Here is a 24,590-nt window from a genome sequence, read left to right on the forward strand (position 1 = left end):
CCGGCCCTCCTTCGCCCGCTGGCTACTCTGGAGGCATGGACTACGTCTCCGCGCTCGTGCCCCCGGTCGTCATGGCCGTGTTCTTCATCGGCGTGATCAGGGTGATCGTGAAGACCCAGGGCGGGGCCAACAAGGCCAAGGAGGACGCGGTCGTCGACGCCGCCCTCGCGCGCACCGAGGCGGTGCGGCAGGAGATCGCGAAGACCGACGGCTGACGGGGCCCCGCTCCCTGGCGCCTGGCACCGGCGTACGGCTCGGCATCCGAGTCGTACGCCCTTTTTGTGCCGTTTGCCAGGAAAGCTGCACGTCCGGCACGCGAATGTCGAGTTCTGCCACTATTGTGCGAGCTGTGCCTCGCCCATTGGGAGAACTCGAAGACGCGGTCATGACGCGGGTGTGGAAGTGGAACCGCCCGGTCACCGTTCGAGAAGTCCTGGAAGACCTTCAGCAGGAACGGTCCATCGCGTACACCACGGTGATGACCGTTTTGGACAATCTCCATCAGAAGGGCTGGGTGCGCCGCGAAGCCGAAGGCCGGGCCTATCGATATGAGGCCGTGTCCACACGGGCTGCGTACGCGGCCGCGCTGATGAACGACGCCTGGTCCCAGAGTGACAACCCCGCGGCCGCTCTCGTCGCGTTCTTCGGGATGATGAGCGAGGAACAGCGACTGGCCCTGCGAGACGCGGTACGGATCGTCCAAGGACCGGAAGAGACGACCGAACAGGAGAACCCCGGCTCCGCACCCGACGACGACGGGCGATAGCGTCCGCTCATGTCAGCAGAGAGCCCCGAAGGTCTCGAAGGTCCTGAAGTCAGCGCTAAAGCCATCACCGTCCGCCGGGCACGTACCGGCGATGTCACGGCCGTGCGTCGTCTCCTCGACACGTACGTGCGTGGCCGCATCCTGCTCGACAAAGCGACGGTCACGCTTTACGAGGACATCCAGGAGTTCTGGGTCGCCGAACGAGACGACAACGCGGAGGTCGTCGGCTGCGGTGCCCTGCACGTCATGTGGGAAGACCTCGCGGAAGTTCGTACTCTCGCGGTGAAGCCGGGCCTGAAGGGCGCCGGTGTCGGACACCAGTTGCTGGAGAAGTTGCTGCACACAGCGCGCTGGCTGGGTGTTCGCCGCGTTTTCTGCCTCACCTTCGAAGTCGACTTCTTCGCCAAGCACGGCTTCGTCGAGATCGGTGAGACGCCCGTGGACACGGATGTCTACGCGGAGCTGCTGCGTTCCTATGACGAGGGCGTCGCGGAGTTCCTCGGTCTCGAACGGGTGAAACCGAACACCTTGGGCAACAGCCGGATGCTTCTGCATCTGTGATCACCGATCACCGGAAGTATTCGGCCGCTCACCTTGCCCACGTTCCCTATGTCCGAAACGCGCATCTTCCCTGACTGTGCCTGACCGGCAGTCCCGCTGTCGAGGGGTTTGTGTTTTTCCCGGAAAAGCGGTTTGCTTTCCGACGTACTGCAGTACTGCATATAACAGGGGACGGTGAAACGGCGGACGCCGCAGACCCCAGGCCCTCAAGTTATCGATGAAAGGAAATCCGGTGGCACAGAAGGTTCAGGTCCTTCTTGTCGACGACCTCGACGGCGGCGAGGCGGACGAGACCGTTACGTTCGCGTTGGACGGCAAGACGTACGAGATCGATCTCACGACCGCGAATGCGGACAAGCTCCGCGGCCTTCTCGACCCTTACGTGAAGGGCGGTCGTCGTACCGGAGGCCGTGCTTCGGGTGGGCGCGGAAAGACGCGTGCCGCTTCCGGTGGCAGCCAGGACACCGCGCAGATCCGGGCATGGGCGAAGGAGAACGGTTACGAGGTCAACGACCGCGGCCGTGTTCCCGCGTCCATCCGCGAGGCCTACGAGAAGGCCAACGCCTGATCACTGGCCGCGGCAATGGCCGAAGGCTGGGCGCACGCGCGCCGCAGCCACAACCGGTGGCAGTGCGCTGCCACCGTGCCCACGAGACGTACGAGATCGGGGGCGCCACCGACGTCCCCCGCGGCCGACAGCGTCGGCAGCGAGGCCTCGACCGCGCGCCCCGGTTCGGGGGGCCGCAGCCATACGGCGGCCCCCTGCAGGGTGTTCCCGCGGTCCGGCGGTGACGGCGCGTCCATGACGCCGCCCTCGCCGATCGCCATCAGATCGGGCACCAGACCTCCCCACTCCAGCCAGTCCAGCAGCCCCGGCAGCTCCTCCGCGCTGCCCGGCGCCACCAGCAGCCGCATCCGCTCGCCCTGGAGGGCCACCGGAGAGTACGGCGCGAGATGGCGCAGACCCGCCCGGCCCGCTTCCGCCGGCACGTCCAGGACGTCGAAGCGCTCGCCCACGGAAAGCCGCAGTGGAGTACCCGGTCGCGCGGGCACCGTCGGCCACTCCAATTCGTTCTCGTACCAGTCGCGGATTCGCGAGCCCGCCTCGAGAGGCCGGCGGGGGAGTGGGACCGTGAGATCCGTGATGACCGGGGGGTCGCTGCCAACCATGCCAATTGCAACCGTGAGAAGTGCCGTCGAGTTACGCTGGGTGTTCTTGCGAATGCGCAGAGTTTCGGAAAAGGGGGCGTGCGGGGGTGCGGGGAGGCGCAAGGTTGTTCGCCCATAGCGGAGGGATGGGGGGCGCGCGGCATGGAGTGTCAGTCCCAGCGGGTAAGACATCCCTAGTGGGAGGGGGCGACACGCAGGCAAGGTGGTCTCACGTTCGCCATCGGCGTACTGGCGAGTGGGGTAACTGCCTGGCCTGCGGGAACATCGTCTCGCACCATCGGGTTGGAGCAGATGTCGGCGTTCGGGGTCAGGAGGCCATCGACGGTGTCGGCAGTTGGAATGAGCGGTCCCCGCTTGCGGGACTAAGCTGCGGAAGGACAGGGAGGGGAAGTTCCCCCCACTGCCTGACCGCTCTGAGGAGCGATTAACGATGTTCGAGAGGTTCACCGACCGCGCGCGGCGGGTTGTCGTCCTGGCTCAGGAAGAAGCCCGGATGCTCAACCACAACTACATCGGCACCGAGCACATCCTCCTGGGCCTGATCCACGAGGGTGAGGGTGTCGCCGCCAAGGCCCTTGAGAGCCTCGGGATTTCGCTCGAGGCGGTCCGCCAGCAGGTGGAGGAGATCATCGGCCAGGGCCAGCAGGCCCCGTCCGGGCACATCCCCTTCACCCCCCGTGCCAAGAAGGTCCTGGAGCTGTCGCTCCGCGAGGCCCTTCAGCTGGGCCACAACTACATCGGCACGGAGCACATCCTGCTCGGCCTGATCCGTGAGGGCGAGGGCGTCGCCGCCCAGGTCCTGGTCAAGCTGGGCGCAGACCTCAACCGGGTGCGGCAGCAGGTGATCCAGCTGCTCTCCGGTTACCAGGGCAAGGAGACCGCCACCGCCGGCGGGCCTGCCGAGGGCACGCCCTCGACGTCCCTGGTCCTCGACCAGTTCGGCCGGAACCTCACCCAGGCCGCTCGTGAGTCCAAGCTCGACCCGGTCATCGGGCGCGAGAAGGAGATCGAGCGGGTCATGCAGGTGCTGTCCCGCCGTACCAAGAACAACCCGGTGCTGATCGGTGAGCCCGGCGTCGGCAAGACCGCCGTCGTCGAGGGCCTCGCCCAGGCCATCGTCAAGGGCGAGGTGCCCGAGACCCTCAAGGACAAGCACCTCTACACCCTCGACCTCGGCGCGCTGGTCGCCGGCTCCCGCTACCGCGGTGACTTCGAGGAGCGCCTGAAGAAGGTGCTCAAGGAGATCCGCACCCGCGGCGACATCATCCTGTTCATCGACGAGCTGCACACGCTGGTCGGTGCGGGTGCCGCCGAGGGCGCCATCGACGCCGCTTCGATCCTGAAGCCGATGCTGGCGCGCGGTGAGCTGCAGACCATCGGTGCGACCACGCTGGACGAGTACCGCAAGCACCTGGAGAAGGACGCGGCACTGGAGCGCCGCTTCCAGCCCATCCAGGTCGCGGAGCCGTCCCTGCCGCACACGATCGAGATCCTCAAGGGTCTGCGCGACCGGTACGAGGCCCACCACCGGGTCTCCATCACGGACGAGGCGCTGGTCCAGGCGGCCACCCTGGCCGACCGCTACATCTCGGACCGCTTCCTGCCGGACAAGGCGATCGACCTGATCGACGAGGCCGGTTCCCGGATGCGCATCCGCCGGATGACGGCTCCGCCGGACCTGCGTGAGTTCGACGAGAAGATCGCGGGCGTGCGCCGCGACAAGGAGTCCGCGATCGACTCGCAGGACTTCGAGAAGGCCGCCTCCCTGCGCGACAAGGAGAAGCAGCTCCTGGCCGCCAAGGCCAAGCGGGAGAAGGAGTGGAAGGCCGGCGACATGGACGTCGTCGCCGAGGTCGACGGCGAGCTGATCGCCGAGGTCCTCGCGACCGCCACCGGCATCCCCGTCTTCAAGCTGACCGAGGAGGAGTCCTCGCGTCTGCTGCGCATGGAGGACGAGCTCCACAAGCGGGTCATCGGCCAGGTCGACGCCGTCAAGGCGCTGTCGAAGGCGATCCGCCGTACGCGTGCCGGTCTGAAGGACCCCAAGCGCCCCGGTGGCTCGTTCATCTTCGCCGGCCCGTCCGGTGTCGGTAAGACCGAGCTGTCCAAGGCCCTCGCGGAGTTCCTCTTCGGTGACGAGGACGCGCTGATCTCCCTCGACATGTCGGAGTTCAGCGAGAAGCACACGGTCTCGCGTCTCTTCGGTTCGCCCCCCGGCTACGTGGGCTACGAAGAGGGCGGACAGCTGACCGAGAAGGTCCGCCGCAAGCCGTTCTCCGTCGTCCTGTTCGACGAGGTCGAGAAGGCCCACCCGGACATCTTCAACTCGCTGCTGCAGATCCTGGAGGACGGTCGCCTGACCGACTCCCAGGGCCGGGTCGTGGACTTCAAGAACACGGTCATCATCATGACGACCAACCTCGGCACCCGGGACATCTCCAAGGGCTTCAACCTGGGCTTCGCGGCCTCGGGTGACACGAAGACCAACTACGAGCGCATGAAGAACAAGGTGTCGGACGAGCTCAAGCAGCACTTCCGCCCCGAGTTCCTCAACCGCGTCGACGACGTGGTCGTCTTCCCGCAGCTGACCCAGACCGACATCCTCGCGATCGTCGACCTGATGATCAGCAAGGTGGACGAGCGCCTCAAGGACCGGGACATGGGCATCGAGCTCTCCCAGTCCGCCAAGGAGCTGCTCTCGCAGAAGGGTTACGACCCCGTGCTGGGCGCCCGGCCGCTGCGCCGGACCATCCAGCGCGAGATCGAGGACACCCTCTCGGAGAAGATCCTCTTCGGCGAGCTGCGGCCCGGCCACATCGTGGTCGTCGACACGGAGGGCGAGGGCGAGACCAAGACCTTCACCTTCCGCGGCGAGGAGAAGTCGGCCCTGCCGGACGTCCCGCCGATCGAGCAGGCGGCCGGCGGAGCGGGTCCGAACCTGAGCAAGGACGCGTAAGCCTCACGGCGACGCCAGAAGGGGCCGGTGCTTTCGGGCACCGGCCCCTTCCGCATGCCCGCGGAGCGGTGAGGTCAGGACAGCTGACCGTCGTAGTCCGGGAGCTTGAAGGTCTTGTCGGCGTGGCCGCCCGAGAGGTCGGTCGCGCTGTTGCCGATGTTGGCGATGATGTCGTAGCCCTTGTTCTCGATGTCGACGCGCTGGGCGGTCTTGTAGGCGGCGACGTCCTTGAAGAGGTCGATGAGGCCGCGGACGTAGAGGCCGGACACCTGGTAGCCGTCGTGCTCGAGGTTGTACTCGGTGGGCAGGTAGATGATGCCGGGGCGGGCGGTGACGAAGAACAGGGAGACGCCGTGCTGCTGGGCGTACTGGGCGACGTTCAGGACGGGCTTGTTGGCCGGCTGCGGCCAGCTGAAGCCGAAGTCGGTCTCCAGGGTGGTGTTGTCGATGTCGAAGACGATCGCCTGCTTCTCACCGGCCCCGGCGGCGGCGATGCGCTCCTTGATGTACGGGAGGGCCTGGTCCATCACGCCCTGGCAGTCCTTCTGCCAGGTGGCGTAGTCGACGCTTGCGGTGCTCGTCGCGGCGTTCGCGGGGGCGGCCAGCGCCACCAGGGCCGAGGCGGAGACGGTGATGACGGCTGTGCGGCGAGCCCAGGGGCGTCGGCTCTTCATGGGGGGTCCTCTCGCGTCCGTATGTCGTTGTCCTGTGCATGTTCGAGGGCAAGGGTGGCGCGAGGGGAACCGTAGGGTTACCGACGGGTAAGTGGCCAGAGATGTACGTCACATGGGGCCGATCGAAGTTTTCGGGGCCGGTGACATGCCGCACAGGCGATCAGGCCGGTACTACGACCGATAGTGCTGCGGCAGGGCCTTTTTCGTCGCAGAACATCAAGTTTCGCGTTCAATTACTAGAGTGCGTCGTAGATGTCCCATTTTGGGATTGATGTGGGCTCGGGTTACCAAGGATCTGCCCATCCGGCGGCTGCTTGCGCACCGGGTGGCTTTTCTCTGCCCCCCACCCCCTGAGGTCTCGATGTCCCCGCGTGTCACGTCCCGTTCTTCCCGTACGTCCGCCCTGCGCACCCGTGCGGCCGTCCTGGCCGCCGGCTTCGGCGTGTCGGCCGTGCTGGGTGCCGGGGTCGCGGTCGCCGCCGACACCACCTCGGCGACCAACTCCGCCTCCGTCTCCGTCTCCGGCGTGGCGAGCGCCGTCGAGGCGCAGGCGGCTGCCCAGGCCAAGGCCGCCAAGGCCGCCGCGGCCGCGAAGGCGAAGGCGGCGAGCGTGAAGAAGGCGGCCGCCAAGAAGGCCGCCGCGAAGAAGAAGGCGGCTGCCAAGGCTGCCGCGAAGAAGGCCGTCTCCTGGGTCCACCCGGTCCGGAAGTACACGCTCTCCGCGAAGTTCGCCCAGGCCGGCGGCATGTGGCAGTCCACCCACAGCGGTCAGGACTTCGCCGTGGCCAGCGGCACCGAGGTCGTCGCCGCGCACGGCGGCACCGTGGTCAAGGCGGGTTCGAACGGCGCCGGTGACGGCCCGGCGTACGGCAACGCCATCGTCATCCGGCACGGCAACGGCACGTACTCGCAGTACGCCCACCTCTCGCGGATCGACGTCAGGGTCGGTCAGGTCGTCCGGACCGGCCAGCACATCGCCCTGTCCGGCAACACCGGCAACTCCAGCGGACCGCACCTGCACTTCGAGATCCGCAAGACCCCCAACTACGGGTCGGCGATCGACCCGGTGGCCTTCCTGCGCTCCAAGGGCCTGGGCGTCTGAGCCGTCAGTCCGCGGCGTGCGTGCCCTGGTGGGCCTGTACCACCAGGGCAGTCGCCACCTCCAGGACCGCCTCGCGCTTCTCCTCGTCGGTGCCCGGCAGGTCGTTGAGGGCGAACATCCCGGCGTGCATCGCGAACACCGCGCTGATGCAGCGGACCTGGTCGACGAGCGCGGCGTCCGGGTCGATGAGGATGTCGCGCATGCCCATCATGCGGTTGCGGAACATCTCGCCGATGCGCAGTTCCTTCACCGTCGCCTGGTTCTCCTGCATGAAGCGGAAGAGCGGGAGGGCCTCGGCCAGGGCCTCGTTGTAGCGGCGGATGATCTCCTGCTTGGTCTCCAGCGTGTGCGGCTGGAGCTTCCCCCACTCGATCAGTTCCTCGATCGGCTGGGACAGATCCTCGAAGATGCTGACGAGGATCTCTTCCTTCGTCTTGAAGTGGTAGTAGAGCGCCGCCTTGGTGACGTCCAGGCTCTCGGCGATCTCGCGCAGCGAGGTCTTCTCGTAGCCCTGATCCGCGAAGAGTTCGAGCGCCACGTCCTGGATGCGCTGGCGAGTGTTTCCGCGGCGCTGCCGCTTGGTGCCGTCCATCGTGCCGCCCATTGTCGCGCTCCTCACGCCCCCTGCGAACTTACTTGTCGCCCGACTAGAAAACTTACTTGACGCCCGGCTAGTTACGGGTCTACTTTTCCTCAGTGTAGTCAACTAGCCGGTCGGCAAGTAAGTGGCCGACCGGGAGGAAGTGTGCAGGACCGCAGGGGAGTGGGAGCGATGGCGGACACACAGACGGTAGAGACCGAGCCGGACAAACAGCCGAAGAGCGTGCGCGTCGTCCTGCTCGCGCTCATGATCACCATGATGCTCGCGATGCTGGACAACATGATCGTGGGCACCGCGATGCCGACGATCGTGGGCGAGCTCGGTGGCCTCGAGCACCTGTCGTGGGTGGTGACGGCGTACACGCTGGCCACCGCGGCGGCCACCCCGGTCTGGGGCAAGCTCGGCGACATGTTCGGCCGCAAGACCACGTTCATGACCTCGATCGTGATCTTCCTGATCGGCTCGGCGCTCAGCGGCATGGCCCAGGACATGGGCCAGCTGATCGGATTCCGCGCCGTACAGGGCCTCGGCGCCGGTGGTCTGATGGTCGGCGTCATGGCGATCATCGGTGATCTGATCCCGCCCCGGGAGCGGGGCAAGTACCAGGGCATGATGGCCGGCGTCATGGCCATCGCGATGATCGGCGGACCGCTGGTCGGCGGCACCATCACCGACAACTGGGGCTGGCGCTGGGCGTTCTACATCAACCTGCCGCTCGGCGTGGTCTCCCTCGGCCTGATCAGCGCGGTGCTGCACCTGCCGAAGAAGCGGGCCAAGGCCGGCATCGACTACCTCGGCGTGATCCTGCTGACCGTCGGCATCACCTCGATCGTGCTGGTCACCACCTGGGGCGGTTCGCAGTACGCCTGGACCTCCGCGCGGATCATGGAGCTGATCGGCATCGGCGTGGCTGCGCTGATCGGGTTCGTGTTCTGGCAGACCAAGGCCGCCGAGCCGGTCGTGCCGCTGCACATCTTCCGCAGCCGCAACTTCACCCTGATGTCGATCATCGGCTTCATCACGGGCTTCGTGATGTTCGGCGCCACGCTGTACCTGCCGCTGTACCAGCAGTCCGTGCAGGGCGCGTCCGCGACCAACTCCGGTCTGCTGCTGCTGCCGATGCTGGGCGCGATGCTCGTGACCTCGATGGTCGCCGGCCGGGTGACCACGAACACCGGACGCTACAAGCTGTTCCCGGTCGTCGGCAGCGTCCTGATGATCGTCGGGCTGTACCTGCTGTCCACCATGGACACCGGCACCACGCGGTTCACCTCCGGCGTGTTCATGGCGGTCGTCGGTCTGGGCATGGGCTGCCTGATGCAGATCACCATGCTGGTCGCGCAGAACAGCGTCGAGATGAAGGACATGGGCGTCGCGTCCTCCTCGACCACCCTGTTCCGTACGCTCGGCTCCTCCTTCGGCGTCGCGATCATGGGCGCCCTGTTCAACAACCGCGTCCAGCACGTGATGGCCGAGCGGGCCGGAGCACTGGGCTCGAAGATCACCGAGAAGTCGGCGTCGCTGGACGCCAAGAGCCTGGCCAAGCTGCCGGCGGTGGCGCGCGAGGCGTACCAGCACGCGGTGTCCGCGGGTGTCCACTCGGCGTTCCTGCTCGGCTCGGTGGTGGCCATCGTCGCCCTGATCGCCGCGGTCTTCGTCAAGGAGGTCGCGCTGCGCGGCACCGGACCGAAGAGCGAGGGTTCGACGGAGGACGCGCCGGTGCAGCCGACGGTCGTCGAGGCCGTCTGATCCCGCAGTGACCCGAAGGCCCCCGGCAGGTGTCCGCCCCGGGGGCCTTCGTCATGTCCGCGGCCGGGCGGGGGCGGATTCGCTGTGTCGTCCGCAGACACGAACCGTCTTCGCCGCGTCCACCCCAGACACGGGCCGCCATCGCCGCGGCCACCGCACGCAGGTGCCGCCATCGCCGTATCCACCGCCGCCACGGGCCGTTGTCAGTGCCGCGTGCCACCATCACGGTATGGACAGGATGCGGCAGCTGAGGCTGGCCAAGGACGCCATGGACCGGGACTGGGCCGATCCCGGGCTGGACCTCGACGCCGTCGCCGCGCACGCCGGGTACTCCCGCTTCCACTTCCTGCGGACCTTCAAGGAGGCCTACGGCGAGACGCCCCGGCAGTACCTGACGCACCGCCGGATCGAGCGCGCCGAGGAGATGCTGCGCAGCGCGGACCTGAGCGTCACCGAGATCTGCCACCTCGTCGGCTTCAGCAGCCTCGGGACGTTCTCGGCCCGCTTCAAGACCCGCACCGGCCTGACACCGAGCGAGTACCGCACCGAGCACGTCGGCCGGGGAGCCGCGCTCATACCCGGCTGCTACGCGATGCTGTGGGCCGGCGGGTTCCCGCGCAGGGAGAGCAACTCCGAAGAAGCGCCCTGAACCCCGCCCTGCCTACGGTGACGGACAGGACGACGGCACCGAACAGGGAGCACAGCCATGATCCTCGGTCTCGGCATCAGCACGGTATGGACCTTCGACCAGCAGCGCACCAAGGCCTTCTTCACCGAGAAACTGGACTTCGAGGTCCGCAGCGAGGTCGAAATGGGCGAGATGAAGTGGGTCACGGTCGCGGCGAAGGACCAGCCCGACCTCGAACTCACCCTGATGAGCCTCGACGGGCCCGGACTCGACCCCGAGTCCGCCGCGGCGCTGAAGAAGCTCGTCAGCAAGGGGGTGCTGGGGGCCGGCGCGTTCCGTACCGACGACTGCCGCGGCGACTACGAGACCTTCAGGGCCCGTGGTGTGGAGTTCCTGCAGGCCCCGCAGGAGCGGCCGTACGGCATCGAGGCGATCTTCCGCGACGACAACGGCAACTGGTACTCGCTGACCCAGCGCAGCGAGGAGCTGGACTTCTCCAAGGACTTCGGGTGAGCGCCGAGGAGCCCGCGCCCGAGCACACCGCCGTACGGGTCGCCCTGTGGCGGGCCCTGCACCTGCGGGCCGACGCGCCGCCGCACGTCATCGAGGACGAGCTCGGGCTGCGGATCGCGGACCCGGGCGAGGGGTGGGGGGAGCGGCCCGACATGGACGTCGACGCCACGCGCCGCACCCGGGCCTCCATCGTCGCGCGCGCCCGGTTCGTCGAGGACCTGCTCGAGGAGCTGGCGGAGCACGGGGTGGATCAGTACGTCGTCCTCGGTGCCGGGCTGGACACGTTCGCCCAGCGGCGGGCGGCGGACGCCGTGCGGCTGGGTCTGCGGGTCTTCGAGGTCGACCTGCCGGGCCCGCAGGCCTGGAAGCGGCGACGGCTGGCCGGCCTCGGCCTGGACGTCCCGGAATGGCTGCGGTTCGTGCCCGTCGACTTCGAGGGCGACTGGTGGGGACGGCTGACCGAGGCGGGACTCGATCCCGCACGGCCCGCGGTCGTGGCCTCCGCGGGGGTCACGATGTACCTCAGCGAGGACGCGGTCACGGCCACCTTCCGGCTGGTCGCCGGGCTGGCCCCGGGGTCGGCGTTCGTCACGACCTTCCTGCGGCCCGTCGAGGACGTGGAGCCGGAGCAGCAGGCGCAGCTGCGGGTGGCGATGGCGGGCGCCCGCGCGGCGGGCACCCCCTTCCTCAGCTTCTACCGGCCCGCACGGATCCTCGCCCTGGCCCGCGAGGCGGGCTTCCACGAGACCCGCCATGTGTCGGCGGCGGACCTGGAGAAGCGGTACTTCGCCGACCGCACGGACGGCCTGCGGCCCTCGCGCGGGGAGGAGCTGCTCGTCGCCACCGTCTGACGGCGGCCACGGCAGCGGCTACGGCAGCACCGGGTAGCTGCCCGTGTTGGTCGGCGCGTGCTCCGGGAGCCACAGCACCGCCACCGCGCCCTCGGCCGGCACGTGGTCCGGGGACCCGGCCGGGCGGACGTTGCGGAAGGTCAGGCGGGCGCCCAGGACCCGCGCCTGGCCGGCCGCGATCGTCAGGCCGAGACCGTGCCCGTGGCCCGACCGGTCGCTGCTGCCGGTGCGGAAGCGGCTCGGGCCGTCGGCCAGCAGGTCGGCGGGGAAGCCGGGCCCGTGGTCGCGGACGCGGATCACCCGTCCCTCGACGGTGACCTGGATCGGCGGCTTGCCGTGCCGGGCGGCGTTGGCGAGCAGGTTGAACAGGACGCGCTCCAGGCGGCGCGGGTCGGTCGTGACCATCGACTCGTGCACCACCCGCACCTCGATGTGCGGGTCCTTGGCCGCCACCCGCCGGGTGACGAACTCACCCAGCAGGATGTCCTGCAGCTCGGCCCGCTCGGAGGCCCCGTCCAGGCGGGCCACCTCCAGGACGTCCTCGACGAGGGTGCGCATGGCCTTGGCGCGGTCCAGGACCAGCTCGGTGGGGCGGCCGGGCGGCAGCAGCTCGGCCGCCGTCAGCAGACCCGTCACCGGGGTACGCAGTTCGTGCGCGATGTCCGCCGTGACCCGGCGCTCGGCCTCCAGGCGCTGCTGCAGGGCGTCCGCCATGGCGTCCACGGCGCTGGCCAGGTCGTCGGTCTCGTCCCGGACCACACCCCCGATCGCGGCCCGCACACGCACGTCCGTCTCGCCCTTGGCGACCTGGTTCGCCGCGGCCGCCGCCTTGCGCAGCCGGCGCGACAGCTGGCCGCCGATGAGCACGCCGAGCGCGCTGCCGCCGAGGACGACCGCGATGGACCCGATGACCAGCGCCTGGTCGAGGTCCTTGAGGATGTCCGTGCTGCGGTCGGTGAACCCGGTGTGCAGGGACAGCACATGGCCGTCCTTGACGGGGACGGCGGCCCAGATGTCCGGCACGCCGTTGTGCCGCTCGGTGACGTACGTCGCCCGCCGGCCCTCGTCGACCTTCTCCCGCAGCGCCCTCGGCAGATCGGGGTCGTCCCGCTGGAGGTTGGGGAAGTTCAGCCGGCCGGACAGTTCGTAGTTGCGCTGGGCGATCTGCAGCCGCTCGTCGGCGAGGTCGCGCGCGTTGTCCAGCATCGACACCCGGGCCGCGTTGTGCACGACCAGGCTCAGCGTGATCGCGATCAGCGCGCCGACCAGCGCGATGGCGGCGCTGAGCTTCCAGCGCAGGCCGGTACGGATACCGCCCACCTCGCGTCTCCCCTGGCTCCGGAAGGTCCCCCGCATGTCCGTGCCGTCCCCGCTCAGGCCTTCAACTTGTAGCCGAAGCCGCGGACCGTCTCGATCCGGTCCTGGCCGATCTTCGTACGCAGCCGCTGCACATGGACGTCGACCACGCGCGTGTCCCCGCCCCAGCCGTAGTCCCACACGCGCTCCAGCAGCTTGTCGCGCGACAGGACCGTGCCCGGCGCCGAGGAGAACTCCAGGAGCAGCCGCATCTCGGTCGGGGTGAGCGCCACCGGCTGCCCGGCCCGGCGCACCTCCATGCCCTCGGTGTCGATCTCCAGCTCGCCGAAGGTCAGCACTCCGCCGGACATCCCGTCGGCGCCGTCGTCGGGCTTCTCGTCGCCGCCGGCGTGACCGAAGCGCCGCAGCACCGCGCGGATCCGCGCGACCAGCACGGCGCCGTCGAACGGCTTGGTCACGTAGTCGTCGGCGCCCGCCTCCAGGCCCAGGACCACGTCGATCGAGTCGGCGCGCGCCGACAGCATGATCACCGGCACGGTCGACTCGTCCCGGATACGACGGCACAGGCTGACCCCGTCGAGGCCGGGCACCATGACGTCGAGCAGCGCGATGTCCGGCCGGTTCGCGCGGAACGCCTCCAGACCCGACAGGCCGTCGGGCATCGCGGTGACCGCGAAGCCGTCCCGCTCCAGGGCGAGCTGGGTGGCCTCGCGGATGACGTCGTCGTCCTCGACGAACAGGACGTGGGTCTGGTCTGCCATCCCGGTGCTCTCAGTTCTTGTCTCGGTCGTGGTGGAGGTGTGCGGCCCGCTACAGATGAATCGTTCCGCGGGGGCCGATCGGTTCACTCTTCCTCGTGGCGAGGCCGACCCTACGACGAGGGTGACGCGCCGCCTCCGACCGCGTTGCTGTAGTCGTTGCGCGTGTGGAACCGCTCGGTGAAGCGACCCGAGGCCCAGCTGTACGTCGTGACGATCTCGCCGGACGGGCTCGACACCGGGTCACCCTTCTCGTACACCTGCTTGGTCACCACCAGGTCGCCCCGGTCGATCTCCGCATACACCGGGGGTTCCTCGGCCTGGAACACATTCTCGTACCGGCCGCCCTGCTCGCGGTACACGTACGAACCCACACCCACCGCGTCCCCGCAGGTCAGCACATTGACGACGACGTCGTCGGCCGGTCCTCCGGTCAGCTCCCCGTACGACACGTCGACCGGGTACTCGTCGGCCACGCACGGTTTCAGCTCGCGCTTGACCTCCGCCGAGACCGCGGGGTCGTCCTTGACGAGCTTGACCGCGTCCACCCGCTTGACCGCCTTCGACGGGGCGGGGCTGGACGAGGGCGTGCTGGCGACGCCCGCGACCGAATCCGCGTGCGCCGGGCCCTCGTCGCGGGCGCCGGTGCCGCCGGTCGCGCAGGCGGACGCCAAAAGGCCGACGGCGGCGAGCACGGCCACCGCCGTACACGCCGCCTGCACTTTCCCCCGGCCCGGTTCGGGCCCGGCGGGGGTCAGACCGCGCAACGCTCCCGCTCCTCATGCTCCAGCGCGCGTGCGTCCAGGTCGCGGCTCTCCAGCTCCTCGCGGAGCCGGGCGAGCGCCCGGTGCAGCGTGCTCTTGACCGTGCCGGCCGACATGCCGAGGGCGGCGGCCGTCTCCTCCGTGGACATCTGCTCCCAGTGTCGCAGCACCACGACGCTGCGCTGCTTCGGTGCCAGAACTTTCATGATGTCCATAAGGAGCGCGCGGTCGGCGTGCTGCTCGGTGGAGTCGTCGACGCTCGCGTCCGGCAGCTGCTCGGTCGGGACCTCCTCCAGCTTGCGCGCCCGCCACCACTCGGTACGCGTGTTGATCATCACGCGGCGCAGGTAGGCGTCCGCGAGGCGCTTGTCCGCGATGCCGTCCCAGCGGCCGTACGTCCGCACCAGCGCCGTCTGGAGGAGGTCCTGGGCGTCCGTCGGGTCCGGGACCAGCCGGCGCGCGCTGCGCAGCAGCGCGTCCTGCCGGGTGCGGACATACTCCTCGAACTCGAGCACCTCGCCCTGCGCCATGTCGAACCGCCTCCTGATCCCCGTTTCCGTCGGCCCCTCGCCGTCGGTCTGTTCCGTGGGAATGAAGCTACGGACGCGTTGTCACGGCGCTGTGCGCGGCAGCCCTCGGCTGGCAATCGGCTGTACGTCGGTTGTGTAACGGACGTAGGAACGGGGTAAAGCAGCACACCAGTTGGTGGCAGTTTGGGGTGATTCGGCTCTGTGGCGGCCGTGATGTTTCGGCGGTCTACGTCAACGGCAGCCGATACAAACCACCGGGAAGGGGCTCCACGAGTCCGTCGGCGACGAGTCCGTCCAGCGCGCGCGCCCGCTGCACCGGTTCGTGCCACACCCGGTCCAGCGCCGACTGCGGGACGGGCGCGTGGGCTTCACGGAGTACGGCGAGGAGCTTGCCGCGGACTTGGCGGTCGGTGCCGGCGTAGGTCTGGCCGCGGCGCGGCGGGCCGTCGTGCTCGGGCTTGCCCGCCAGGCGCCAGGCGCACTGCGCGGCGATGGGGCAGCGGTGGCAGGACTCGTTCTTGGCGGTGCAGACGAGCGCGCCGAGTTCCATGGAGGCCGCCGCCCAGCGCGAGGCGGTGTGCTCGTCCTCGGGCAACAGGGTGCGGGCGAGCCTGCGTTCGGCGGCGGTGGTGGCGTTCGGCGGGTACTGGACGCCGGTGACGGCCCGGGCGAAGACCCGGCGGACGTTGGTGTCGAGGACCGGGTGGCGCTGGCCGTACGCGAAGGAGGCGACCGCCGCGGCCGTGTACTCGCCGATGCCGGGCAGGGCGAGGAGCTGGGCGTGGTCGGTGGGTACGTCGCCGCCGTGGCGTTCCGCTATGGCGACCGCGGCGCCGTGCAGCCGCAGGGCGCGGCGCGGGTAGCCGAGGCGGCCCCAGGCGCGGACGGCCTCGCCCGGGGGCTCCTCGGCGAGGTCGGCGGGGCGCGGCCAGCGGGACAGCCACTGCTCGTAGACCGGCAGGACGCGGTTGACCGGGGTCTGCTGGAGCATGAACTCGCTGACCATCACGCCCCAGGGGCCGGCCTCGGGGCGGCGCCAGGGGAGGTCGCGGGCGTTCTCGGTGAACCAGTCGATGACGGGGGAGTGGAGCGCCGTGGGGGCGACGGCCGTCTCCGGGGTGGCGGTCTGCGGGGCGGTCTCGGGGGTGGGGGGCTCGGCGGTGGCCGCGGAGGTGTTCGTGAGCGCAGTCATGGCCTTCCGATCCTGCCATGGCGTGTGGTGGTTTGGCCGGTGTGGCGCCGGGGGCGTGTGGTGGGTCGGGGCGTGGCGGTGCGGCGCGCCCGCCGCGGGCGTGGCGTGGCGGTGCCGTGAGCCCGCCGCCTGCAGGGCGTTCGCCCGCTGGAGAAGTGGAACGCGTGCGGGGCGCGTGTGCGGCGGGTCGCACCGCAGCATCACGACGCGCTCCCGTGCGTGCGCGGGTGCGCCTGGTCGTCGTCTCCGGGATGATGATCCGGAAAAGTTGCGGTGCGGGCGGCGGGTACGGCAAGCGAAGGCGCCGATCTCTCGTACAGTTTGCGCCGTGGGATCTCTGCGCAATCCTGTCGGGCCGCTTCCCTCCACCATCTACTGGCGCCGGAGGGTCGTACTGCTGTCCGTGCTGGTCCTGTTGGCGTTGTTGATCACGTGGATCGTGACCTCGAGCGGCGGAGGCGGCAAGAAGGACGACGGGGCGAACGGAAAGACTCCCGCGCCCACCATCAGTGCGGGACCGTCCAGTTCGGGGCCCGCGATCAGTCAAGCCCCGGGCGGGCGCGACGAGTCGAGTGGCGGGGGTTCCGGTTCGGATGCCGGGGGGACGGGCTCCGGCGGGAGTTCGGGCTCCGGTGACGGCGGTGGGTCGGGGGCGGCGTCGGGCGGCTCCGGCGGCTCCGGCGGCAGCGGCGGTGCGAGCGGTGGCGGTGCCGGGAGCGGGGTCGGGCAGGGGGACACCGTGCCGGCCGGGTCCACGTTGCCCAACTGCACTGCCGGTGCGGTGAAGTTGAGTGTGCGGAGTCTGCACAACACCTACAGTCCCGGTGACACCGTCACGCTGCTGGTGACCGCGAAGAACTCCTCCGGCGGCGACTGCAAGGTCGATCTCGGGCCCAAGAGCGCGGTGTTGACGATCTCCAAGTCGACCGACAGCGCCGACGACTACTGGTCCTCGGCGGACTGCCCGAAGACCGCGGGCAGCCTGCTGTTCCGGGCGCCCGCCGGGAGCAGCATCACCTACACGGTGAAGTGGGACCGCAAGCCGAGCGCTCCGGAGTGCGCGACGCCTCCGGCGGGCTCGGCCGGGGCCGGGACCTATCTGGTGGAGCTGGCCGCGTCGGGATACGGGAAGACGCAGACGTCCTTCGTGCTCAAGAACGACTAGAGAAGACCCCGGTCAGACGTAGCGTTCCAGGATCGAGCTCTCGGCCAGGCGGGACAGGCCCTCGCGGACGCTTCGGGCGCGGGCCTCGCCCACGCCGTCCACCGTCTGGAGGTCGTCCACGCTCGCGGCGAGCAGCTTCTGCAGGCCGCCGAAGTGCTCCACCAGCCGGTCGATGATCGCGCCGGGGAGACGGGGGACCTTGGCCAGGAGGCGGAAGCCGCGCGGGGAGACCGCCGAGTCCAGCGCCTCCGGGGAGCCCGTGTAGCCCAACGCCCGCGCCACCGTGGTGAGTTCGAGGAGCTCGGCGTGGGTGAGGGCGTCGAGTTCGTAGAGGGCCTCGTCGACGGTGCGGGAGCGCTTGGCGGTCGGTTCGGGGACGTAGTCGCGGACCACCAGCTCACGCTCGGGCTCGACGCCGGCGATCAACTCGTCCAGCTGGAGGGCGAGGAGACGGCCGTCGGTGCCCAGTTCGACCACGTATTCGGCGATTTCGGTGGCGATGCGGCGGACCATCTCCAGACGCTGCGCCACCGCGGAGACGTCCCGCACGGTGACGAGGTCCTCGATCTCGAGAGCCGAGAGGGTGCCGGCCACCTCGTCCAGACGGAGCTTGTAGCGCTCCAGGGTCGCCAGGGCCTGGTTGGCACGGGAGAGGATCGCCGCCGAGTCCTCCAGCACACGGCGCTGGCCGTCCACGTAGAGGGCGATCAGACGCATCGACTGGGACACGGAGACCACCGGGAAGCCGACCTGCTTGGAGACGCGGTCCGCGGTGCGGTGGCGGGTGCCCGTCTCCTCCGTGGGGATCGTCGCGTCCGGGACGAACTGGACGCCCGCCCTGAGGATCTTCGACAGGTCGGAGGAGAGCACGATGCCGCCGTCCAGCTTGCACAGCTCGCGCAGACGCGTGGCCGTGAACTCGACGTCCAGGACGAAACCGCCCGTGCACATGGCTTCGACGGTCCTGTCGAAGCCGAGCACGATGAGTCCGCCGGTGTTGCCGCGGAGCACGCGCTCCAGCCCGTCGCGCATCGCCGTGCCGGGTGCCACGGCGCTCAGAGAGGCGCGCATCAGGCCATCGGCACCGGAACTCCCGCCGGACTTTCCGGGAGCTGCTGCCCGGTCGTTGGCTGCCACTGCACTCCTCCGGTCGCAGGTTCTGGGGCGCCCCCGTGTCGCACATTCGGTCGTACGGACGGGCGAGACCTGGGCAAAGTCTACCGGCGGTCCTCCTCCTCCCGTGGGGCCTCTCGGCGACGCGAGCGCGGAAGGACCCGCAGAGCGTCTCCTATGTCGGCGACTTCCAGGACCTTCATGCCGGGAGGGATCTTGCCGGGATCGCCCGGAACGAGTGCGTGCGTGAAGCCCAGACGGTGCGCCTCGGAGAGCCGGCGCTGGACGCCCGTGACCCGTCTGACCTCGCCCGCGAGCCCCACCTCGCCGATCGCGACCAGGTTCTTCGGCAGCGGGGTGTCGCTGGCGGCGGAGGCCAGCGCGAGGGCGATGGCGAGGTCGGCGGCGGGCTCGGAGAGCTTCACGCCGCCGACGGTCGCCGAGTAGATGTCCCGCTTGCCGAGCGCGCTGATGCGGCCGCGCTGCTCCAGGACGGCCAGCATCATCGAGACGCGGGACGTCTCGAGACCGGAGGTGGTGCGGCGGGGCGAGGGGATCTGGGAGTCGACCGTGAGCGCCTGGACTTCGGCCACCAGGGGGCGGCGGCCCTCCAGGGTCACCGTCAGGCAGGTACCGGGGACCGGTTCGTCACGTCGTGTCAGGAAAAGTCCGCTTGGGTCGGCGAGGCCCGTGATGCCCTCGTCGTGCAGTTCGAAGCAGCCGACCTCGTCGGTGGCGCCGTAGCGGTTCTTGACGCCCCGGACCAGGCGGAGGCGGGCGTGGCGGTCGCCCTCGAAGGAGAGGACGACGTCCACGAGGTGTTCCAGGAGGCGGGGGCCGGCGATCGCGCCGTCCTTGGTGACATGGCCCACGAGGAGTGTGGACATGCCGCGCTCCTTCGAGGCGCGGATGAGGGCGCCCGCGACCTCGCGGACCTGCGCCATGCCGCCGGGGGCGCCGTCGATCTCGGGAGAGGCGACCGTCTGCACCGAGTCGAGGATGAGGAGGGACGGCTTGACGGCGTCCAAGTGACCGAGAACGGCGGCCAGATCGGTCTCGGCGGCGAGGTAGAGGTGGTCGTCGATCGCCTTGATGCGGTCGGCGCGCAGCCGGACCTGGCTCGCCGACTCCTCGCCCGTGACGTAGAGGGTGCGGTGCTCGTCGCTCGCCGACTTGGCCGCCACGTCCAGCAGGAGCGTCGACTTGCCCACCCCGGGCTCGCCCGCGAGCAGGACGACGGCACCGGGCACCAGACCGCCGCCGAGCACGCGGTCCAGCTCGGGCACGCCGGTCGAGCGGGCGGTGGCCTGGCGGCCGTCGACCTGGCCGATGGGCACGGCGGAGGTGGTGACGCGGCCGGGCGCCGTCGTACGGACCGCGGGCGCGCCGTACTCCTCGATCGTCCCCCAGGCCTGGCACTCGGGGCAGCGACCGAGCCACTTGGCCGTCTGCCAGCCGCACTCGGTGCAGCGGTAGGAGGGCCGGTCCTTGGTGGTCTTGGTACGGGCAGCCATGTCGAGAACCGTAGCTGGCGGCACTGACAACACGTGGGGGCGCGTCCCCGGAGCACCGCCCGGCAGCACGGAAGGCGCCCCACGTGAATCGGCCACTCAGCGTCGAACCGGCCATGGAACGAAAGGTTCCTGTACTCGATTGAGGGATCGTTTCACCCGTACGGAGTAAATGTGCTCAAGTGGGCAGAAGGGCCTGCTCTCCGGCGCCTACCTTCCACGGATGATGAGCAGCAGTCCGGAGACCTCGACCCGCACCACCGGCGCACACCGGGCGCGCCGAGAGGCGCGTGACCGCACCGCCGCGCGTACCTTGGCGCAGCGACCGCCCGCGCGCTACGAGCCGTATCTGGACGGGCTGTTCACCTACTGCCTGTCCGTCCTGTGCGACCACGACAGCGCCACCGAGGCCCTCGGCGACGTCCTCGCGCTCGCCGAGAAGCGCCGCGGCCCGGAAGCGGCCGGTGACCATCGCGCCTGGCTGTACGCCCTGGCCCGCTGGGCGTGCCTGCGCAAGCTCGCCGAGGCCAAGCAGAAACGTCAGGGCACGCACGCGGCGGGCCGACACGGCGGCGAGAAGGCGCCCCCGGGACCACCCGTCTCCGAGGAGGTCCAGGAGCGGCGCCGGGGCCAACTCGCCCAGCTCGCCTGGCCGGAGGCGGCCGGCACCACCCCGGAGCAGCGAGAGGCCCTCGAACTCGCCGTGCGCCACCACCTCGCCGCCCACGAGGTCGCCGCCGTCCTCGGACTGGACCTCGCGGCCGCCCGTGAACTGCTCGCCTCCGCCGCCTGCGAGGTGGAGCGCACGCGCGCGGCCCTCGCCGTCGTGGAGACCGGCGGCTGCCCGGCCGTGGCCCGGCTCGCCGGCGACCACCAGCTGGTGCTCAGCTCGGCGGTGCGCAAGGAGCTCGTCCGGCACGTCGACGACTGCCCGCTCTGCCGGCGCGCCGCCGAGCGCGCGATCCCGGGGCGGTGGCCCGGCGCGATGGTCACCCCGGCCGAGCTGCCGGTGCTGGAGGCGCCCCGCGCGGCCCTGCACGTCGCGCTGGCGCATCACGCACGCACGCGTGGCGCCACTCTGCCCCGGTTCGACCGGCGCGGCTTCCCCATGGACCCCAAGGACCGGGCCGCCCGCCGCGACCGGCTGCGCGCGCGTGCCGTGACGACGACGGTCGTGGCCACCGTCGTGGCGGCCCCGGTGCTGGCGCTGTGGGCCGCCTACCGGGCCGACCCGGCTGGGGAGGGCACGGACGGCCGTTCCGCCAGCGCCAGCGAGGCGCACGGCGCCGACACCCTCGACGGCGAGGCGGCCGGCGGCTACGAGAACGCCGGGAACGCCAGCGCCAAGCCCGACAGCCGCTTCGGCAAGGGCGCCAGGACGGACGTCTCCGTCGAGGTCATCGGCGTCGCCGGTGCCGGCGGGAAGGGCGCGGGCCATCTGCGGGTGTCGGCCGGCCACAGCGGCGACACCACCCTCGTCACCCTCACCGCGACCGGTTCCGCACCGGTCAGCTGGTCCGCGACCACCGGTGCCTCCTGGCTCTACTTCAGCAAGTCGTCGGGAACCCTCGCACCGGGCGAGACGTTCACGATCAAGGTGTACGTCGACCATCTGCGCGAGCCTTCCGGCCACTGGAGCGCGCGGGTGGCGATCGCACCGGCCGGCGCCGTCGTCACCATCGACGGCTACGGCACCGCGCCCAGCCCCTCGGACCCGTCCGGCCCCGGCCCCACCGCCCCCGCCGACCCGCCGCCCCCGTCCGACCCGGACCCGACCGGTTCGGCGCCCTCGAGCCCGACCGACCCGCCCTCGTCCCCCGACCCCACACCCACCGACTCCGCCCCCTCCGACCCGGGCGGCTCGACACCACCGCCGGGAGACAGCGGCACCCCGAGCCCGTCCACGTCGTAGCCCGCGGTGGCCACCCGGCGGAACGTCCCTACGCCGTCGCCGCCCAGGGCAATCCGGCGGACCACGCGGACGTCGCCCGTGCAGGCTGTCCGGCGCTTAGGGGCGGTGCTGCTTGTGCCGGTCGCCCGGCGGATCGGGCCGGTGCCGCCGTCGCCTGTGCCGACAGTCCGGCGGATCGGGCCGGTGTCGGCATCGCCTGTGCCGACAGTCCGGCAGATGGGGCCGGTGTCGCTGTCGCCCGCAGGCCGTGGGGCGCGGATCGGGCCGGTGCCGCCGTCGCCTGTGCCGACAGTCCGGCGGATCGGGCCGGTGTCGCTGTCGCCCGCAGGCCGCGGGGCGCGGATCGGGCCGGTGTCGGCGTCGCCTGTGCCGACAGTCCGGCGGATCGGGCCGGTGTCGCTGTCGCCCGCAGGCCGTGGGGCGCGGATCGGGCCGGTGTCGGCGTCGCCTGTGCCGACGGTCCGGCGGATGGGGCCGGTGTCGCTGTCGCCCGCAGGCCGTGGGGCGCGGATCGGGCCGGTGCCGCCGTCGCCTGTGCCGGTCGCCCGGCGGGTCGAGCCGGTGTCGGCATCTCCAGCGCCCGCCGCCCGGCGGATCCCGCAGCCGTCACGCGCGCCGACCGCCGCCCGGCGGATCATGCAGCCCTCGCCCTCGCCGCCCGCCGCCGGCGGATCATGCAGCCGTCGCCATCACCGTCGCCGTCACCCGCCCCGCCCCCCGCGGTCGCCCCCCTCCGCCGCTCAGGCCCCTCAGACCGTCGGGTCGGCGGGGTGTGGGGCCAGCAGGGGCAGCTGCGACGCCAGTCGCTGTTCGCACAGTTCCACGAGACGGTCGTAGCCGGCCTTGCCCATCAGCTCGGTCAGCTCCGCCCGGTAGGACACGTACACGGGCTCGCCCGCGCCGTGCGCCGAGGTCGCCGACGTGCACCACCAGTGCAGGTCGTGGCCGCCCGGACCCCAGCCCCGGCGGTCGTACTCACCGATGGAGACCTGCAGGACCCGGGTGTCGTCGGGGCGGTCGATCCAGTCGTAGGTGCGCCGGACCGGAAGCTGCCAGCAGACGTCCGGCTTGGTCTCCAGCGGCTCGCGGCCCTCCCGCAGCGCCAGGATGTGCAGCGAGCAGCCCGCGCCGCCCGCGAACCCGGGCCTGTTCTGGAAGATGCAGGAGCCCTGGTACGGACGGGTCTGGCGGTCGCCGTCCTCGTCCTCGGAGACCCAGCCGCGCTCCGTGCCCTCGGCGTGGTGCTGCCAGATGTCCGGCGTGAGCCTCGCCACGTGCTCGGCGACGCGCTTCTCGTCGTCCTCGTCGGAGAAGTGGGCGCCCAGCGTGCAGCAGCCGTCGTCGGCGCGGCCCGCCTGGATGCCCTGGCAGCCGCTGCCGAAGATGCAGTTCCAACGAGAGGTCAGCCATGTCAGATCGCACCGGAAGACCTGTTCGTCGTCCGCCGGATCAGGGAACTCCACCCACGCGCGCGCGAAGTCGAGGCCCTTCTCGTCGGCCTCCCGGGCCTTCTTCGACATCCTCACCTGCTTCGGAGTCTTCGACGGCTTCTGTGACTTCGCCCGCAAAGGACCCTCGGCGGCCGTGGCTGCCACCGCCGACTTGTCGTCCTTTGCCTTTTTCGTCTTTGGCACAGGACCAGCCTACGGCTCTCGCGACCCCACCGAGGACGGAGTACGGCCCAGCGGGCAGTAGCGTTCCGTACATGAGACTCGGTGTCCTCGACGTGGGTTCGAACACGGTGCATCTGCTGGTGGTGGATGCACACCCCGGCGCGTGCCCCCTGCCCGCGCACTCGCACAAGGCGGAGCTGCGCCTTGCCCAACTCCTCGACGACAGCGGAGCGATCGGCCCCGAGGGCGTCGAGAAGCTGGTCGCCGTGATCCACGAGTGCCTTCAGGCCGCCGAGGACAAGGGCGTCGAGGACGTCCTCCCCTTCGCGACCTCCGCCGTCCGCGAGGCCGACAACGCCGACGACGTCCTCGCGCGCGTGAAGGACGAGACCGGCGTCGAGCTGCAGGTCCTCACCGGCGCGGAGGAGGCCCGGCTCACCTTCCTCGCCGCCCGGCGCTGGTTCGGCTGGTCCGCGGGCAAGCTGCTCGTCCTCGACATCGGCGGCGGCTCCCTGGAGATCGCCTACGGCATGGACGAGGAACCGGACGCCGCCGTCTCCCTCCCCCTGGGCGCCGGCCGTCTCACCGCGGCCTGGCTGCCCGGCGACCCGCCCGGCCCGGAGCCGATAAGGGCCCTGCGCCGCCATGTGCGCGCCCAGATCGCCCGTACCGTCGGCGAGTTCAGCCGCCTCGGCACCCCCGACCACGTCGTGGGGACGTCGAAGACCTTCAAGCAGCTCGCCCGGCTCGCGGGCGCGGCCAGGTCGGCGGAGGGCCTGTACGTCCAGCGTGAACTGAAGCGGGAGTCCCTGGAGGCCTGGGTCCCGAAACTGGCCGAAATGACGACGGCCCGGCGGGCCGAACTGCCCGGCGTCTCGGAGGGCCGGGCGGGCCAGCTGCTCGCGGGCGCCCTGGTCGCCGAGGGTGCGATGGACCTGTTCGGCGTGGACAGCCTGGAGATCTGCCCATGGGCGCTTCGCGAGGGCGTGATCCTGCGCCGACTCGATCACATGGGGTCGGCGTAGCGACCGGGGGCGCGGGGAAACGTGCGACACGCCACAAAACACCCGCACACGCCCGTGGTGAATCCCACAACGGCGAATAGGGGCCCCGCACCCCGCCCACCGCACCCCGTAATCTGTCG

At 70.5% G+C, this 24,590-nt stretch carries 24 protein-coding genes; 13 read left to right on the top strand and 11 right to left on the bottom strand.

Annotated features, from left to right (window positions below; all coding sequences use genetic code 11):
- Positions 1 to 35 precede the first annotated feature (35 nt).
- The 4 genes from ACIGDI_RS40580 (at position 36) to ACIGDI_RS40595 (ending at position 1,895) form a co-directional block, all read left to right on the top strand.
- A complete protein-coding gene (locus ACIGDI_RS40580) occupies positions 36 to 215 on the top strand; it encodes a hypothetical protein (RefSeq protein ID WP_399907507.1) in 180 nt (59 codons plus the stop codon).
- A 146-nt stretch (positions 216 to 361) separates the two neighbouring features.
- Positions 362 to 766, top strand: a complete 405-nt coding sequence (locus ACIGDI_RS40585; RefSeq protein WP_272177579.1) for a BlaI/MecI/CopY family transcriptional regulator — start codon at positions 362 to 364, stop codon at positions 764 to 766.
- A 9-nt stretch (positions 767 to 775) separates the two neighbouring features.
- Positions 776 to 1,327, top strand: a complete 552-nt coding sequence (locus tag ACIGDI_RS40590) for an amino-acid N-acetyltransferase (protein WP_142154248.1) — start codon at positions 776 to 778, stop codon at positions 1,325 to 1,327.
- Positions 1,328 to 1,559: 232 nt separating this feature from the next.
- The gene (locus ACIGDI_RS40595; protein WP_200704711.1) at positions 1,560 to 1,895 is read left to right on the top strand and encodes an Lsr2 family protein; all 336 of its coding nucleotides are present in this window, start codon (positions 1,560 to 1,562) and stop codon (positions 1,893 to 1,895) included.
- Here the strand turns inward: ACIGDI_RS40595 and ACIGDI_RS40600 are convergent.
- Positions 1,874 to 2,497 carry an SCO3374 family protein gene (locus ACIGDI_RS40600; protein WP_399907509.1) on the bottom strand — a complete coding sequence of 208 codons (624 nt, stop codon included), beginning with the start codon at positions 2,495 to 2,497 and terminating at the stop codon, positions 1,874 to 1,876. The genes ACIGDI_RS40595 and ACIGDI_RS40600 overlap by 22 nt on opposite strands.
- Before the next feature lie 430 nt (positions 2,498 to 2,927).
- On the opposite strand from ACIGDI_RS40600, the gene ACIGDI_RS40605 reads away from it, so the two are divergent.
- The gene (locus ACIGDI_RS40605) at positions 2,928 to 5,453 is read left to right on the top strand and encodes an ATP-dependent Clp protease ATP-binding subunit (RefSeq protein ID WP_200704713.1); all 2,526 of its coding nucleotides are present in this window, start codon (positions 2,928 to 2,930) and stop codon (positions 5,451 to 5,453) included.
- Positions 5,454 to 5,527: 74 nt separating this feature from the next.
- Here ACIGDI_RS40605 and ACIGDI_RS40610 read toward each other — a convergent pair whose 3' ends face one another.
- Positions 5,528 to 6,127: an HAD family acid phosphatase gene (locus ACIGDI_RS40610; RefSeq protein WP_399907512.1), complete on the bottom strand. Its 600-nt coding sequence runs from the start codon at positions 6,125 to 6,127 to the stop codon at positions 5,528 to 5,530.
- Between the two features lie 361 nt (positions 6,128 to 6,488).
- Here ACIGDI_RS40610 and ACIGDI_RS40615 point away from each other — a divergent pair, with 361 nt between their 5' ends.
- A complete protein-coding gene (locus tag ACIGDI_RS40615; RefSeq protein WP_399907514.1) occupies positions 6,489 to 7,229 on the top strand; it encodes a M23 family metallopeptidase in 741 nt (246 codons plus the stop codon).
- A 4-nt stretch (positions 7,230 to 7,233) separates the two neighbouring features.
- On the opposite strand, the gene ACIGDI_RS40620 is transcribed toward ACIGDI_RS40615, so the two are convergent.
- Positions 7,234 to 7,833: a TetR/AcrR family transcriptional regulator gene (locus ACIGDI_RS40620; RefSeq protein ID WP_200704716.1), complete on the bottom strand. Its 600-nt coding sequence runs from the start codon at positions 7,831 to 7,833 to the stop codon at positions 7,234 to 7,236.
- Between the two features lie 168 nt (positions 7,834 to 8,001).
- Here ACIGDI_RS40620 and ACIGDI_RS40625 point away from each other — a divergent pair, with 168 nt between their 5' ends.
- The 4 genes from ACIGDI_RS40625 to ACIGDI_RS40640 all read left to right on the top strand — a co-directional run bounded on the left by ACIGDI_RS40625 (position 8,002) and on the right by ACIGDI_RS40640 (position 11,571).
- Positions 8,002 to 9,579, top strand: coding sequence for an MDR family MFS transporter (locus ACIGDI_RS40625; RefSeq protein WP_399907516.1), 1,578 nt, complete (start codon positions 8,002 to 8,004; stop codon positions 9,577 to 9,579).
- Positions 9,580 to 9,808: 229 nt separating this feature from the next.
- A complete protein-coding gene (locus tag ACIGDI_RS40630) occupies positions 9,809 to 10,228 on the top strand; it encodes a helix-turn-helix transcriptional regulator (protein WP_390630004.1) in 420 nt (139 codons plus the stop codon).
- A gap of 57 nt (positions 10,229 to 10,285) precedes the next feature.
- A complete protein-coding gene (locus tag ACIGDI_RS40635; RefSeq protein ID WP_399907519.1) occupies positions 10,286 to 10,720 on the top strand; it encodes a VOC family protein in 435 nt (144 codons plus the stop codon).
- Positions 10,717 to 11,571, top strand: coding sequence for a class I SAM-dependent methyltransferase (locus ACIGDI_RS40640; RefSeq protein ID WP_399907521.1), 855 nt, complete (start codon positions 10,717 to 10,719; stop codon positions 11,569 to 11,571). The genes ACIGDI_RS40635 and ACIGDI_RS40640 overlap by 4 nt, the downstream gene beginning before the upstream one ends.
- A gap of 18 nt (positions 11,572 to 11,589) precedes the next feature.
- On the opposite strand, the gene cseC is transcribed toward ACIGDI_RS40640, so the two are convergent.
- The 5 genes from cseC to ACIGDI_RS40665 form a co-directional block, all read right to left on the bottom strand.
- On the bottom strand, positions 11,590 to 12,927 hold the full coding sequence (cseC, locus tag ACIGDI_RS40645; protein ID WP_390630006.1) for a two-component system sensor histidine kinase CseC: 1,338 nt from the start codon (positions 12,925 to 12,927) through the stop codon (positions 11,590 to 11,592).
- Positions 12,928 to 12,944: 17 nt separating this feature from the next.
- Complete coding sequence (gene cseB, locus ACIGDI_RS40650) at positions 12,945 to 13,649, bottom strand: two-component system response regulator CseB (protein WP_399907523.1); 705 nt, start codon at positions 13,647 to 13,649, stop codon at positions 12,945 to 12,947.
- Positions 13,650 to 13,759: 110 nt separating this feature from the next.
- Entirely contained in the window at positions 13,760 to 14,413 is a 654-nt protein-coding gene (locus tag ACIGDI_RS40655; RefSeq protein WP_200704721.1) for a hypothetical protein, read from the bottom strand.
- Positions 14,401 to 14,940: a SigE family RNA polymerase sigma factor gene (locus ACIGDI_RS40660; RefSeq protein WP_142154274.1), complete on the bottom strand. Its 540-nt coding sequence runs from the start codon at positions 14,938 to 14,940 to the stop codon at positions 14,401 to 14,403. Before ACIGDI_RS40660 ends, ACIGDI_RS40655 begins: the two co-directional genes overlap by 13 nt.
- A gap of 226 nt (positions 14,941 to 15,166) precedes the next feature.
- Positions 15,167 to 16,132: an A/G-specific adenine glycosylase gene (locus tag ACIGDI_RS40665; RefSeq protein WP_399907525.1), complete on the bottom strand. Its 966-nt coding sequence runs from the start codon at positions 16,130 to 16,132 to the stop codon at positions 15,167 to 15,169.
- A gap of 328 nt (positions 16,133 to 16,460) precedes the next feature.
- On the opposite strand from ACIGDI_RS40665, the gene ACIGDI_RS40670 reads away from it, so the two are divergent.
- Positions 16,461 to 17,297, top strand: a complete 837-nt coding sequence (locus tag ACIGDI_RS40670) for a hypothetical protein (RefSeq protein ID WP_399907527.1) — start codon at positions 16,461 to 16,463, stop codon at positions 17,295 to 17,297.
- A 12-nt stretch (positions 17,298 to 17,309) separates the two neighbouring features.
- Here the strand turns inward: ACIGDI_RS40670 and disA are convergent, their stop codons facing one another.
- Positions 17,310 to 18,434 carry a DNA integrity scanning diadenylate cyclase DisA gene (gene disA, locus ACIGDI_RS40675; RefSeq protein ID WP_399907529.1) on the bottom strand — a complete coding sequence of 375 codons (1,125 nt, stop codon included), beginning with the start codon at positions 18,432 to 18,434 and terminating at the stop codon, positions 17,310 to 17,312.
- Between the two features lie 80 nt (positions 18,435 to 18,514).
- On the bottom strand, positions 18,515 to 19,924 hold the full coding sequence (radA, locus tag ACIGDI_RS40680) for a DNA repair protein RadA (RefSeq protein WP_058923983.1): 1,410 nt from the start codon (positions 19,922 to 19,924) through the stop codon (positions 18,515 to 18,517).
- A 220-nt stretch (positions 19,925 to 20,144) separates the two neighbouring features.
- Here radA and ACIGDI_RS40685 point away from each other — a divergent pair, with 220 nt between their 5' ends.
- Positions 20,145 to 21,833 carry a hypothetical protein gene (locus tag ACIGDI_RS40685; protein ID WP_399907531.1) on the top strand — a complete coding sequence of 563 codons (1,689 nt, stop codon included), beginning with the start codon at positions 20,145 to 20,147 and terminating at the stop codon, positions 21,831 to 21,833.
- 749 nt (positions 21,834 to 22,582) lie between these two features.
- Here ACIGDI_RS40685 and ACIGDI_RS40690 read toward each other — a convergent pair.
- Positions 22,583 to 23,467 carry a hypothetical protein gene (locus ACIGDI_RS40690; protein WP_399907533.1) on the bottom strand — a complete coding sequence of 295 codons (885 nt, stop codon included), beginning with the start codon at positions 23,465 to 23,467 and terminating at the stop codon, positions 22,583 to 22,585.
- A 71-nt stretch (positions 23,468 to 23,538) separates the two neighbouring features.
- On the opposite strand from ACIGDI_RS40690, the gene ACIGDI_RS40695 reads away from it, so the two are divergent.
- Entirely contained in the window at positions 23,539 to 24,471 is a 933-nt protein-coding gene (locus tag ACIGDI_RS40695; protein ID WP_399907535.1) for a Ppx/GppA family phosphatase, read from the top strand.
- Positions 24,472 to 24,590 lie beyond the last annotated feature (119 nt).

This window comes from Streptomyces sp. NPDC085900 (genome assembly GCF_044540925.1).
Classification (GTDB): Bacteria; Actinomycetota; Actinomycetes; order Streptomycetales; family Streptomycetaceae; genus Streptomyces; species Streptomyces gilvifuscus.